17 protein-coding genes are annotated in these 11,359 nt (G+C 53.7%); 2 read left to right on the top strand and 15 right to left on the bottom strand.

Annotation, left to right across the window (positions count from 1 at the left end; genetic code table 11):
* Positions 1–2 precede the first annotated feature (2 nt).
* From AC0IM9_RS12175 to AC0IM9_RS12150, 6 genes are all read right to left on the bottom strand, one after another.
* Positions 3–239, bottom strand: coding sequence for a TIGR02450 family Trp-rich protein (locus AC0IM9_RS12175; RefSeq protein ID WP_445372329.1), 237 nt, complete (start codon positions 237–239; stop codon positions 3–5).
* Positions 240–411: 172 nt separating this feature from the next.
* On the bottom strand, positions 412–1,545 hold the full coding sequence (locus AC0IM9_RS12170; RefSeq protein ID WP_445372328.1) for a S1C family serine protease: 1,134 nt from the start codon (positions 1,543–1,545) through the stop codon (positions 412–414).
* A 101-nt stretch (positions 1,546–1,646) separates the two neighbouring features.
* Positions 1,647–2,105, bottom strand: a complete 459-nt coding sequence (locus tag AC0IM9_RS12165) for a GNAT family N-acetyltransferase (protein ID WP_445372327.1) — start codon at positions 2,103–2,105, stop codon at positions 1,647–1,649.
* A gap of 10 nt (positions 2,106–2,115) precedes the next feature.
* Positions 2,116–2,478: a cupin domain-containing protein gene (locus tag AC0IM9_RS12160; RefSeq protein WP_140912103.1), complete on the bottom strand. Its 363-nt coding sequence runs from the start codon at positions 2,476–2,478 to the stop codon at positions 2,116–2,118.
* A gap of 6 nt (positions 2,479–2,484) precedes the next feature.
* Positions 2,485–2,880, bottom strand: coding sequence for a DUF1761 domain-containing protein (locus AC0IM9_RS12155; RefSeq protein WP_482804171.1), 396 nt, complete (start codon positions 2,878–2,880; stop codon positions 2,485–2,487).
* A gap of 108 nt (positions 2,881–2,988) precedes the next feature.
* Positions 2,989–3,459, bottom strand: coding sequence for a hypothetical protein (locus tag AC0IM9_RS12150; protein ID WP_482804170.1), 471 nt, complete (start codon positions 3,457–3,459; stop codon positions 2,989–2,991).
* Between the two features lie 704 nt (positions 3,460–4,163).
* Here AC0IM9_RS12150 and AC0IM9_RS12145 point away from each other — a divergent pair.
* A complete protein-coding gene (locus AC0IM9_RS12145; protein WP_482804169.1) occupies positions 4,164–4,427 on the top strand; it encodes a hypothetical protein in 264 nt (87 codons plus the stop codon).
* Between the two features lie 384 nt (positions 4,428–4,811).
* Here AC0IM9_RS12145 and AC0IM9_RS12140 read toward each other — a convergent pair whose 3' ends face one another.
* The 9 genes from AC0IM9_RS12140 to AC0IM9_RS12100 form a co-directional block, all read right to left on the bottom strand.
* Positions 4,812–4,991 (bottom strand): hypothetical protein, encoded by a 180-nt coding sequence (locus AC0IM9_RS12140; RefSeq protein ID WP_482804168.1) that lies wholly within the window; start codon positions 4,989–4,991, stop codon positions 4,812–4,814.
* Positions 4,984–5,469 (bottom strand): hypothetical protein, encoded by a 486-nt coding sequence (locus tag AC0IM9_RS12135; RefSeq protein ID WP_482804167.1) that lies wholly within the window; start codon positions 5,467–5,469, stop codon positions 4,984–4,986. Before AC0IM9_RS12135 ends, AC0IM9_RS12140 begins: the two co-directional genes overlap by 8 nt.
* Positions 5,466–5,873, bottom strand: coding sequence for a DUF5681 domain-containing protein (locus AC0IM9_RS12130; RefSeq protein ID WP_482804166.1), 408 nt, complete (start codon positions 5,871–5,873; stop codon positions 5,466–5,468). Before AC0IM9_RS12130 ends, AC0IM9_RS12135 begins: the two co-directional genes overlap by 4 nt.
* Before the next feature lie 274 nt (positions 5,874–6,147).
* Positions 6,148–6,501, bottom strand: coding sequence for a hypothetical protein (locus AC0IM9_RS12125; protein ID WP_482804165.1), 354 nt, complete (start codon positions 6,499–6,501; stop codon positions 6,148–6,150).
* 145 nt (positions 6,502–6,646) lie between these two features.
* On the bottom strand, positions 6,647–7,195 hold the full coding sequence (locus AC0IM9_RS12120; protein WP_482804164.1) for a hypothetical protein: 549 nt from the start codon (positions 7,193–7,195) through the stop codon (positions 6,647–6,649).
* Positions 7,196–7,221: 26 nt separating this feature from the next.
* Positions 7,222–7,482: a helix-turn-helix transcriptional regulator gene (locus tag AC0IM9_RS12115; protein WP_482804163.1), complete on the bottom strand. Its 261-nt coding sequence runs from the start codon at positions 7,480–7,482 to the stop codon at positions 7,222–7,224.
* A 115-nt stretch (positions 7,483–7,597) separates the two neighbouring features.
* Positions 7,598–8,014: a hypothetical protein gene (locus tag AC0IM9_RS12110; RefSeq protein ID WP_482804162.1), complete on the bottom strand. Its 417-nt coding sequence runs from the start codon at positions 8,012–8,014 to the stop codon at positions 7,598–7,600.
* Positions 8,015–8,111: 97 nt separating this feature from the next.
* On the bottom strand, positions 8,112–9,371 hold the full coding sequence (locus AC0IM9_RS12105) for a tyrosine-type recombinase/integrase (protein ID WP_482804161.1): 1,260 nt from the start codon (positions 9,369–9,371) through the stop codon (positions 8,112–8,114).
* A 178-nt stretch (positions 9,372–9,549) separates the two neighbouring features.
* Positions 9,550–10,401: a YicC/YloC family endoribonuclease gene (locus AC0IM9_RS12100; RefSeq protein WP_505331598.1), complete on the bottom strand. Its 852-nt coding sequence runs from the start codon at positions 10,399–10,401 to the stop codon at positions 9,550–9,552.
* 55 nt (positions 10,402–10,456) lie between these two features.
* On the opposite strand from AC0IM9_RS12100, the gene AC0IM9_RS12095 reads away from it, so the two are divergent.
* Positions 10,457–11,356 (top strand): serine/threonine protein kinase, encoded by a 900-nt coding sequence (locus AC0IM9_RS12095; protein ID WP_140912098.1) that lies wholly within the window; start codon positions 10,457–10,459, stop codon positions 11,354–11,356.
* Positions 11,357–11,359 lie beyond the last annotated feature (3 nt).

The raw sequence follows: 11,359 nt of genomic DNA, 5'->3' as shown, positions 1-11,359 counted from the left end.
GCTCAATGCCAGCCCTGACGCCAGGTAGCGGTGTCCTGCAAAGCCCGCCACGGCAGTAGTTGGATGCGCTTGCTGTGCACCGCTTCCAGCTCGATCAACTCCAACGGCAACGTCGGATCGTCGGGCCATAGCACTTTACTGACGATGAAATGCTTTTCCTTATTTTGCGGCGCGACGGCGGTCCATTTGCTGAGCAGCAATTTACGCGGATTGAGTTTGGGCGGTTTGGTTGGGTTCATGACTGGCGAGATGCGGGCGTTTAGTCTGCGAGCTTACCAGTCGATCCGGATTTGGCGAGATTTTGCAGCCAAGGTGCGAATCGAATGCGCAACGGGGCTCCCGCGTTCGCGGGAGCGAGGGTGGGGTTCGATCATTTGTAGCTTGGTAGTTATAACCAACTACCAAGCCCAATCAATTCCCCGGCTGCAAGGTTACTTCGACTTCGCGGGTCTGGCCGTTGTTGACCAGCTGCACTTTGACGACATCGCCGATTTTCTGTTCGTCCAGGCGGGCGAACAATTTGGACAAGGAGTCGACCGGCTTGCCGTTGATCGCGACGATGATGTCGCCGGGGATTATCCCGTTCGGCGTGAGTTCGACGCCGCGCAAGCCGGCCTTATCCGCCGCCGAACCGGGTTGTACGCGCAACACCGCGACGCCGGCCGTGCCGGTCAAAGCGGCCAGCCGTTCGTTCATCTGTTGATCGATTTCGATGCCCAGGGCCGGACGAATGTATTTGCCCTGTTTGATCAATTCCGGCACCACCCGCATCACCGTATCCACCGGCACCGCGAAACCGATGCCGGCCGAGGCGCCGCTGGGGCTATAGATTGCGGTATTGATGCCGATCAGGCGGCCGGCGGAATCCAGCAACGGACCGCCGGAATTGCCGGGATTGATCGCCGCGTCGGTTTGAATCAAATGCTCGACGGCCGGACCTTCCTGGCCGCCCAACGAACGGTCCAGCGCCGATACCAGACCGCTGGTCAAGGTCCAGTCCAGACCGAACGGGTTGCCGATTGCGAACACTTTTTGCCCGACCTTCAAATCGCTGCTGGTACCGATCGGCACCGGCGGCGGCCGTTTGAAGCCGACACCGATCTTCAACACAGCAATATCGTGCACCTGGCTGGCGCCGACCAGTGCGGCTTTGTAATCGCGGCCGTCGGCCAGTTTGACGGTGGCTTCGTTGGCGCCGGCGATGACGTGGAAGTTGGTCACCACGTGGCCGGCTTCGTCCCAGATAAAGCCGGAGCCGGTACCCTTGGGTACCGAAAATACGTTACGGGTCCAGGCGTCGCGCACCAGCGCGGCGGTGCTGATGTAAACCACCGAATCGCGGGATTTTTCGAATAGCTCGATGGTGCTTTTCTCGTCGGCCGCCAAATCGCCGCGCGCCGCCACGGTTCGGATCGATGCCGGTTCCGGCGCCGAAAGTCCTGGGCGCCAATTCCAAACGGCTAGTAGTACGGCGGCGACTGCGCCAACCGCGAGCACGCGCTTGACGAAGGGATCGGCAGAATGGGTTTGCTTGGGATCGTTCATGGCGGCCTCCGGCTATTGGGTTCTGATGCCGGCGACATGGTAGCGCGTTTAGCGATTTTCAAGCGCAGACTACCTAAAAGCGGCAGCACAACGCCTGAGGTTTAGGCGTCCCACTGCAATCGGAAACACGCCTCGTCTTCAGCGTATTGGCGAAAACCCAATTTGGTATAGAACGGCAGGACGGGGTTGGCTTTGATGACATTGAGCCTGACCGGCAATGCCTTTTGCCTGGCTATATGTTGTATGTGGATAAGGATTTTTCGGCCGAGTCCTTGGCGTCGATATTCCGACTCGAGCATGATCATCGCCAGCCGGAGATGGTCGCTACATTCGTTCAACACGAACCCGCCGATACGGTGTTCGCCCCGCCAAATGACCTGCCAATCGCTGGGCTTGAGGTTTTGGTTAAAACCGCTTTTCTGAAAGTCTTCGTCCCAACCCCAGGTAGCTTCGATGTAAAGCTGCATAGATTGGCGGTACAGCCCGAACAGCCATTCGGCATCGGCCGGGAGGCCATCGCTCAATAACAGGTCTTTTATGTGTTCGGGAGATTCGGACATGGGTTTATCGTCAGACCCGATTCGGAAACGACACTTCCAGCACCACGCAGCCAAGGTCGGTTTTGAACGGACCGTGCAATTCGCCGGGCGGTCGGCTGGCGTAGTGGCCGGCTTCCAGCCACAGGTCAAAAGCCGCGTCGTACAAACGGCCGCTGACAATGAACACTTCTTCCGGGTAGTCGTGGGTCTTGCCGCCGAATTCGGCAGTGTCGGCCCCCGGCAGGAAGCGGGTCAGACGGGTGTATTCACCGGTTTCCGGATCGAAGCTCAGCGTTAATTGATCCGCCTGGCCTTCCAGACCCGGAATCGGCTGCCAGCCGTCCTGCTTGGCGGGAAATAACGGATTCCAATAAGTGCAAGTCGTTTTCGGCATGATCGGTTAGGCCAATTCGTACAAAATTGCGGCGCATAAGGTCAATCCCAGCCAGTGGTAACCGCCGACCACCAGTGCGTACAGCCCCGGTTTCGGCATATTCGGCGAGATGGCATTGACTGCGGTAAGCGCGGCGCCGTAGCCGGCACCGATCACAAACCCGATTTTTAACGCATCCGTCAACGATGCCGGCCGGATTAAATCGAACAGGATTGCAGTAGCAAAAGCCGCAATCAGGCAGCCCAGCCATGGTCCCAGGTAGTAGATCGCCGACGGCCGCCAGCGTTGCGGACGGCAAAAGCCGACCGCCCGGTCCCAGTATTTGCCGAACAGCGGCGTGAACCAAAGCCCGCCCAACATGAAGTAGGCGGTTCCGGCAATTAACGTGGCAGACAATGTCATACGCAAGCTATGTGGGGTGGGCGGTCAAGCGTTGCAACACGTCGATATCAAACGGAAGCAACCGGGCGAAAGCATGCCGACTTGCGTCGGCATGGCAATATCGGGGTATCAATAATAGACCACAGACGCCGAGCAACTCAGGTCGATGTATCGGGACGCATTGACCACACCTTTGGGCGGTTCGCCGGTAAACGGCGTGGCAACCCGGGTCAGGATCAACTGGCTGACGAAATGCTGCGGAGCGTCGCCCAAGTTGATTTGCGGAATCACCACGGAGGCGTGGTCGATGCGCAAATCAGGAATGTGTTCCAACGTGACTTCCCACAACTCGCCGATCAGCGTGGATTCGACCGTGATGTCGGCCTCTTTGAAGCTATAGTTTTTCTTGCCTAGATCCAGATTGAGTACAGTCGCCGCCGGGAAAATGCCGACTTCCGCCTTGCTGCCTATGCTCAGAGTCAGGTTGGCGCCGCGGCCGGAACATTCGTAAAAATTAGGTTGCTGTACGGCATGCGCAGCACTGGTCAAGCCGCCCGATAGCAACGCGCCGACGATCATCGATGTGTGTTTCAGTTTCATACTCTACTCCAAAGACTAACGATGAAAATATAAGGCCGCCATTCATGGCGATCCTGTTGTTGCCGAGTGTAATCGCTAGATTCTAGCGAATTTACTCAGTTCTTTTACGATAGCCGCAAATCCCTGCCGCCAACACCCTACAGACTTAGGGGGCAGGATCTAGCGCGGATTCCGCTGCACCGTTTTTGTCAGTTTCAGAAACGACCGCACCGCCGAAGCCAAGGCGCGGTGGCAAGGTCTTTTCACGACGGCAGCCCGGTGCCAAAATTTAAAAAGGGTCCGGACGATCTTCGTTACCTAATACCGCCCGAACCAGAAAGTGCGGCGCGGTCTAATCACCGTCCACCGCATCGCGCAATGCCAAAAGATGAGCTTGGTCTTCGCCCGCTAAACCGCCGGCGGCCAACGCATCGGCGCCGGCGAACGACCTGGCGAAATATGCGATACCAATGCACCTCAGGGTCCAGCCACGACAAACCTTGAATTCGCGGAAATCAGGGTTGAAACGTCGAGACCGGCGCTTCGCCAGTCTCCGTTTCGGTCGATAGCAAGATTAACCGGGATACGCTAACGTTTCGCCCTACCTGCGGGGGGTGTTTTTCAAATAATTGGTAGGCTAGACGCCGATTGCCGAGGAACTAAATGCCAAGCGAGAAGGTCGGAAACTCGCCCGAAGCCGCTGTAATGACTCAGAGGTGACTGATATGAAAAACAACAACACACTAAAAACAGCGGGGCTGACCGTTTTATGCGGACTATGGCTGATGCCGGCTTGGGCCGAACACAGCGAACATACCGTCGCGAAAACCCAGGCCCCACCGGTAGAAGAAGTCGAACACGAATTCTACGATTACCACGCCGGCATCACCTACCCCGGCACCTTGCAAAATTATCTATTTCGCCATTTGGAAAAAACCCAGCCGCCGGGCGAGCGAGCATATCCGGAGCTGGAATACCATGACCGTTAACGGTTGACCGCCCCGATCAAGCGCGGCTGAATTTGAGCCGGTTCCCAATCCGGCAGCAGGAGGCTGATGAAATATTTGTTTGATCCCCTTCTCGCGGCGGTTTCGGGTACCGATCGCGCGAAGCGACCCACAATCCCGCCGCTTGGGCGTCTCAATGATTGGAAAAGTTCAGGCGGGACAATGACATTTGGCCCTGAACGGGCGGCCGGTTGCTGCAGAGAAAACGCTGCTGCCGTCGATTAAACCGAACGAGTAGCAAGGCGTGGGAAGCTTACGGACACAAAAAAGCCCAGATTTACTGGGCTTCGTTGACTTGGAGAGATTGGCCGAGACTGCCTGAAACATCATTCAATATTGGATTTGAATATCGAATAACGTTTTATATTATTGTTTTTTATTACCTTTATTCAATGTGTCTTTGCTTTTGGTGCCCGCATTGGTGCCCACTTTTTGCGGGCTTAGCTGGGACAAAGCGGGAATGCAACACAAAAAGCCAGTGTTGCCCGGCAAGATCGTTACATTATCGCACTGACTGAAAGCGCCACGCATGCCGATTTCAGCCACTAAGAAGACCTGAAAACATGCCGGTATATTGTTTGACCAGCTCGGCATCCGCTTTTTCCAGCTCTTCCGGTCTAACTTCCTCGTCAGGACAGCCGGCCATGCTCTTGATGGCCTTAATATCGACCTTAGCCAGCTTGCAGACTTCGACTATCGCCGCTTCCAGCGCCACGCATTTCGCCAGGAACCGCAAGGCCGGGGCTTCGGCTTGCTGATTGCCTTGGTCGGCATAGTCGCAAGCGATCAGCATCAGCGTTCGATTTTTCCAATACTCGATTCCATATTGCCCGACGAGCGCCGTTAGGGCATGAATGCGCTGTGTGTAATCCGCATGGGTGGCGATGTAATGCTTTCGCTCCACTTGCTCCAGAATCGCATCAGCTTCGCTTTCGTCCAGCCTTGCAGCGGCTTCCATGACTAGCGCCGCTTGTTCGTTCGGGGTCAGCCTGGCATAGAGTTTATTCACTTGGGCGGGCTTCATGGTCTGGCCTCCAATAGTTTTTCAAGCCGCTGTAAACGGTCGGCCATTTCCTGCAATTCGATTAGCTTGCCTTGCTCGGCTAAGGCTCGAATCAGCATGGCACCGACATCGGGCGCAACAGAGCCGCTTAGTGTGGCAGTAACGACATTGCCGCCAGTCTCCGGCAAGGTGGCGCCGGTTTCGATAACTACCGGCAAGGCTTGCGGCCTAAGTGGCGGGCATATCCTATCCAGTAGCACTTTAGCGGCCTGTACATCGCCTTCCTTGGCTAATTCGACCAACTTTCTTACAACGTCCGGCATATCCTCGGCAATCGCTTTCCTGAGCAATGTCGCCGGGGTTTTGTCCTTGGGTCGGCCTGCCGGGTTTCCGCTCTGGCCGGGTTTGAATCTAGGTGATGGCATGCTGTTTAATTCCTGTATGTTTCAGCGGATTTTGCAGCCATTTCGGGCCGCCCGCATGTTCTCGCCTGATTGCCGCCTGTTTTTCGTGCTGAATCGAGCCGGGGCATGTGGTAAACAATAGGTACATCCCGCATAGTGAACACTGACGGCCATTTTTCGATAAGCTAAGTTATTGATTGTTGGCGTTTTGCGTTCATATTATGAACACCTGTTCACTATACGGCATGACTTGTTCACCATACGGCATGCAGCGTTCATATAGTGAACAAGCAAATCAATTTTCCGGCTGCCAGTTTCGCCATTCATCGGTCGGCTTGTGGTCGTTGAATTCCCGAAACGTCAGCCGCCAGCGTCGTGCTAGTTGCTTGCTGAAATGACCTTCCAGCATTAGCTTGATAAAACCGTGACTTTCCAGTTCTCGAAAGGCTTCGTGCGCCTTGCCACGGCAACAACCAATACGTTTCTGGGCCTCGCTGATGCTGTAGGCGATAGGTTCATACATGCGCCAATGGGTTTGCATCAGGATTAGCAACTTAACCGCATTGCCGCTTAAATCCATATAAGCGGCAGAGCGAATCATGTCTACTTCCTGTGCGATATAAGCCTTTTTCTTTAGCTTTGTCGCCATTACCTACCCTTAAATCAAGGCCGTATTAAGCCATTTTGAAAACCTTACAAACCTTTGTTTGAACTGGTTTACAGGGTTAAAATGGCGTTGCTGTTGTTTGATATTCGCCGCCTTTGCATTGCCGTGCAGGGCGGTTTTTCGTTGGCTAGTCATAGCTAAAGCCCTCTAACGCAATAGCTGTGCGCTTTGCTCTCGATATGCGCTTGGCAATCTCGGCTTTGGCTTTCTGCTTCTCGATTTCCAGGCATTCGGTCAGGTTTGGCAATAGATCGCAAACGGTCGGAATGCCAAGACCTAACCCCAGCGGATAAAGCTCGACCTCGCCACGCAAGCGATAAGCGGCGTTCTTGCGATCCGTTTCGATTATCAAGCCAAGCGCCCGAAGATCGGCCACAGGCTTACGGGTTTCGCTCCGTGTTGACTTCAGCGACTCGATTGCATGGCAATTACCATCTGCGAGCCTCGATAACAGCTCAAAATGCCGCTGCGGCACTAGCAAACTGCGCTTAATATCGTTGGGTGGCGTGTAATTGATTTTCCTTGCGGATTTATCGCCAATCAGCTTTTTTTGCAGGTCTCTAGCCGCCAGTGGCGAAGTCGATCCGCTGTTTGCTTCGTAAACTTCTGAGCCGTCTACAATCCGCTGGATTTTGTAATGAGTTAGATCATTGCTGTTTGCTTCTGTAGCTGTCATGGTGTCGTCTCCTTTCAGACGTGGGGTTAAGCGATATTGCTTCTGGATGCTTCCAGTTCAATAACCAAAGCTTTTATTTCCGCTTCGGATTTGCCGGCTATGCGTGCGTTGATGATGGCTTGGACTTCATGCGCCGGCCATGCAACACGGTCGCCGCCGATACTAACTGGCTTAGTAAATAAGCCTTTGCTGATTTTTCTATAGAGGGTTGATCTTGAATCGCCAGTTACTTGCGAAACAATTGGCCGGCGATATAGTGGATTGATAACGGGTAATGCTTGAACCATGTTTTCTTAACCTCGTGATTCTGGTTAAGCCGCTGCGGGACTCGCTGCGACATGGTTTTATTTTGGCGGCATAAAAATTTCTTAATTTAAGCAGAATTTAGAAAGGATTTTCCTTTTACTTTTCAAGTATTTGTCGTGATTTTTCTTTGCTTAAAATTATTGCAAGCTTCTTAGCTTCCTTTTCAATTTTGCTTTTAGCTCTCCACTCTGATAAGCCCTTTCCCATTGGCTCAAGTATTTTTTTCAAAGCATCAATATCTTTTGTAAATCCATTCTCTTTTTTTACCGCCACCACTAATTGCGGAAGTTTCTTTCTCATATCATCTGACAGCTTAGGAGGCCTACCGGAATTCTGTTTTGGCTTATTTCTTAACAGTTCGTTTTCTACACGGAGTTTTATATTTTCATCCTCGAGCTGCCGAATTATGTTGATGTAAGAATCAATTAAATATCTAGCTTCATTTGGAGGAGAGTTTTTTGCTTTAATTAAAGCCCTGGCTAATCTTAAATTTGCGTCATCATCAAGACTCACAAACACCTCGTCAAAGTACAAACCGTCCGAAAGGATTAACCGGAAACGGGGGACGAATCCCGCTTGTCGCCTGGCCGGGCTATCCGGTTAAATTGGGTTATACCGCTGCTTTTCGTAATGGCGTCACATTCCAGGCTTTGCCCTTTTCGCAGGCTTCCAGGAAGTTAGCTAGCTTTTGCAAAGCGGCTTTGCGCTCGTCAAAGTAGTCGTGCCGGTTATAGATTCCCTCAACACCTTTGATTTTGTGATTTAAGCAACGCTCGGCAATGTGAGAATCGACACCCAGCGCCGCCAAGTGGGTGCGGGCGGTACGTCTAAAGTCGTGGATCGTGAACGGCTCGACGCCGGGCATGTTGGCTTTGACCTTGGACAGCGCCACGTTCAAGGTGTTTTCGTGGATGTACGGCAAACGCCGGTCTTGATATTGCCGGGCAGGGAATAGATAAACACCATCGGACAGCCGAATAACATCCCGCAACAGTTCAACGGCCTGCTTCGGCAAGGGGATGATGATTTCGGCCTTGGTTTTGGTGTCGCTGGTGGTCAGCCGCCAAGTGGCGTTATCCAGGTCGAATTGATCGACTCTAGCCGTTACCAGTTCGCCTTTTCTCACACACAGCATTAACAGCAGCTTGAAGGCGTATTCATTCAACGACGCAAAGCCTTTGGTTTTACGCATGGCCTCGAACAGAATCACCAGCTCTTCACGGGATAGCGCCCGTGTTCTGGCCTCTTCCTTGCCGCCAGCGTCGGACAAGTCGAACGCCGACGCCGGGTTAAACTGGATGATGTGGCGTTTGATGGCATAGTCGAACATCCTCTTAGTCCAGCGCAACACGTCATTGGCAATAGTCGGCGCCCCACGCTCAACGATAGCTTCCAGCATGTTGGATATGTCCATCGGTTTGACATCCTCGACCGGAATTTTGCCGATGTTGGGCTTAATGTCCTTCTCGATCCTCGCCCTAACAATGTTGGGATGCTTCCAGCGGCCTAGGATGGTTTTTTCGAAATACTCTTCCGCCAGTTCCGCCACGGTAAAGGCGTTTTTTTTGGCCTCGGCCTTTTTTACCGCTTCGGCTTTGCGCTCCTGCTTTTCGGCGGCCACGTCATAACCCAGCGCCACACGTGCCCGCAGCTCTTTGGCCGTGCTGCGGGCTTTGGCAAGGGATAATTCAGCATAGCTACCCAGCAGCATGACTTTTCGCTGCCCGGCGAAGCGATACCTAAAGCGCCAAATCGGAGTTGCGAACTCCTTTCGGTAACTCAGAAACAAGCCGCCGCCGTCGCCTCGTTGTTCGAAGCGTTCATCGTTTCTGATCCATGCCTTGATTTGAATATCAGTTAGCTCACTCATATTGGCCTCCAGTAGATGGGCACCAACAAAAAACACCATTTTTTGTACTTGGTGCCCGGCTTGGTGCCCGTCTATTATGCGCTGTTTTGGGATTGCCTGGGAAGCTTACGGACACAAAAAATCCCAGATTTACTGGGCTTCGTTGACTTGGAGAGATTGGCCGAGACTGCCTGAAACATCATTCAATATTCTGGATTTGCTCGCGCATCTGCTCGATCAGCACTTTCAAATCGATCGAGATCTGGGTCATTTCCCGGTCGGCGGATTTGGAGCCGAGGGTGTTAGCTTCCCGATTCATTTCCTGCATCAGAAAATCCAGGCGCCGACCGGTGGGTTCGGGCTGTTTTAACGCGCGCTGCACTTCCAGGACGTGAGTTTCCAGACGGTCCAATTCCTCGGCCACATCGAACTTTTGCGCCAGCAGCACCAGCTCCTGCTCCAGCCGGTCGAAATTGGGCTCGGCCACCATTTCCTGCACCCGAGCCGTCAATTTATTGCGTAAGTTGTTCAATACCTCGGGCATCCGTTTATGCGCCGCTTCGACCAACACCAACACCTTCTGGCAGCGGTCTTCCAGCAATTGCGCCAGTTGCGCCCCCTCTCGAACCCGAGTCTCCAGCATTTTGTCCAGAGTTTCCTCCAGCAGCTGGACAATTTTGTCGTGCAGCGCGTCCTTGTCGGTCTCCTGCTCTTGCTGAACACCGGGAAAAGCCAACACATCGAGCGCGGAAAAAGCTTGCGGCTTGCTCATTTCGGCTTCGATAACGGCGGTAGCCGCCAACAGACGCCGCACGTTTTCCCGATTCACATTGAAGCTGGCTTCGCCGGTCTGTTTCTTGTAACTCAATGCACATTCGATTTTGCCGCGTTTCAGCTTTTCGGCTATCAAGCGGCGAACGTCGGCTTCGGCAAATCGCAAGCGCTCGGGCAATTTGACGCTGACGTCGCTGTAACGGTGGTTAACCGAACGCAATTCGCACAAGATAGTCAGGTTGTCGGCGCTCATTTCGCCGTCCGCGAACGCGGTCATGCTTCTAATCATTTTTCACCTATAATCTTCACGCTTTACCCGCGCAGCTTTCCTTATGGCCGAATATTACGATCCGGAAACCTACCCGAAACAATGGAACTACCTGCAATCGGGAACCATTATAGATCAGTACATGATCGAGCGGGAATTGGCGCACGGCGGCTTCAGTTCGGTCTATCTGGCCCGGCAAATGTCCGACCAGACGCAGGTGGCGATCAAGGAATACCTGCCGCGCAAGCTGGCGCACCGCACCTGGAATAACCTGGTGGCGCCGAATAGCGAAGAAGCCAAGGCGTTATTCATGCGCGGCCGGGCGCTGTTTTTCGAGGAAGCCAAAGTTCTGGCGATGCTGAAGCACCACAACATCGTCGACGTAATCAACTTCTTCCAGGCCAACGATACCGTGTATATGGTCATGACCTACGACTACGGCGTCACGCTGGATAAAATCCTACACCGCAAAAGCCTGCCGATTACCGAAGAATTCCTGTTGACGGTATTCCCATTGTTGCTGAACGGTATCGACGCGGTTCATCAAAAAGGCTTGGTGCATCTGGATATCAAACCCGCCAACATTCTGATCCGCGCCGAAAACGATCCGCTGCTGCTGGATTTCGGCGCGATCCGCAAAATCACGCTGGACCCGCAGCGCAACCGGGCCAAAGTGCTGACCAACGGGTATTCGCCGATCGAACAATACGACAGCAACGGCAATCTCGGCCCCTGGTCCGACATTTACGCCGTCGGTGCCAGCATGCGCGCCTGCCTGGACTACAAAATCCCGATACCGTCGCCGGACCGCGCCAAGCAGGACAATTTGCCGCCGGCCGTCAAAGCCCACAAGCGCCGCTTCCCGGAATATCTGTTAAAAGCGATCGATTGGGCCATGGCGATTTTTCCGGAAAACCGGCCGCAAACCGTCGCCGAATTGCAGCAGGCGCTGAGCCCCCAATAGTTA

It is taken from the genome of Methylomonas sp. Uni0011 (assembly GCF_056850255.1).
Note: the sequence above shows the minus strand (reverse complement) of the source record. Positions and strands in the feature narration are given on the sequence as shown.

Excerpts from the sequence above, each read along its gene's own strand:
- AC0IM9_RS12145 (WP_482804169.1), top strand. The coding sequence starts at position 4,164 with ATGAAAAACAACAACACACTAAAAACAGCGGGGCTGACCGTTTTATGC.
- AC0IM9_RS12170 (WP_445372328.1), bottom strand. The coding sequence starts at position 1,545 with ATGAACGATCCCAAGCAAACCCATTCTGCCGATCCCTTCGTCAAGCGC.
- AC0IM9_RS12120 (WP_482804164.1), bottom strand. The coding sequence starts at position 7,195 with ATGACAGCTACAGAAGCAAACAGCAATGATCTAACTCATTACAAAATC.
- AC0IM9_RS12135 (WP_482804167.1), bottom strand. The coding sequence starts at position 5,469 with ATGAAGCCCGCCCAAGTGAATAAACTCTATGCCAGGCTGACCCCGAAC.
- AC0IM9_RS12175 (WP_445372329.1), bottom strand. The coding sequence starts at position 239 with ATGAACCCAACCAAACCGCCCAAACTCAATCCGCGTAAATTGCTGCTC.
- AC0IM9_RS12165 (WP_445372327.1), bottom strand. The coding sequence starts at position 2,105 with ATGTCCGAATCTCCCGAACACATAAAAGACCTGTTATTGAGCGATGGC.
- AC0IM9_RS12105 (WP_482804161.1), bottom strand. The coding sequence starts at position 9,371 with ATGAGTGAGCTAACTGATATTCAAATCAAGGCATGGATCAGAAACGAT.
- AC0IM9_RS12095 (WP_140912098.1), top strand. The coding sequence starts at position 10,457 with ATGGCCGAATATTACGATCCGGAAACCTACCCGAAACAATGGAACTAC.
- AC0IM9_RS12125 (WP_482804165.1), bottom strand. The coding sequence starts at position 6,501 with ATGGCGACAAAGCTAAAGAAAAAGGCTTATATCGCACAGGAAGTAGAC.
- AC0IM9_RS12150 (WP_482804170.1), bottom strand. The coding sequence starts at position 3,459 with ATGAAACTGAAACACACATCGATGATCGTCGGCGCGTTGCTATCGGGC.
- AC0IM9_RS12115 (WP_482804163.1), bottom strand. The coding sequence starts at position 7,482 with ATGGTTCAAGCATTACCCGTTATCAATCCACTATATCGCCGGCCAATT.
- AC0IM9_RS12100 (WP_505331598.1), bottom strand. The coding sequence starts at position 10,401 with ATGACCGCGTTCGCGGACGGCGAAATGAGCGCCGACAACCTGACTATC.
- AC0IM9_RS12155 (WP_482804171.1), bottom strand. The coding sequence starts at position 2,880 with ATGACATTGTCTGCCACGTTAATTGCCGGAACCGCCTACTTCATGTTG.
- AC0IM9_RS12160 (WP_140912103.1), bottom strand. The coding sequence starts at position 2,478 with ATGCCGAAAACGACTTGCACTTATTGGAATCCGTTATTTCCCGCCAAG.
- AC0IM9_RS12130 (WP_482804166.1), bottom strand. The coding sequence starts at position 5,873 with ATGCCATCACCTAGATTCAAACCCGGCCAGAGCGGAAACCCGGCAGGC.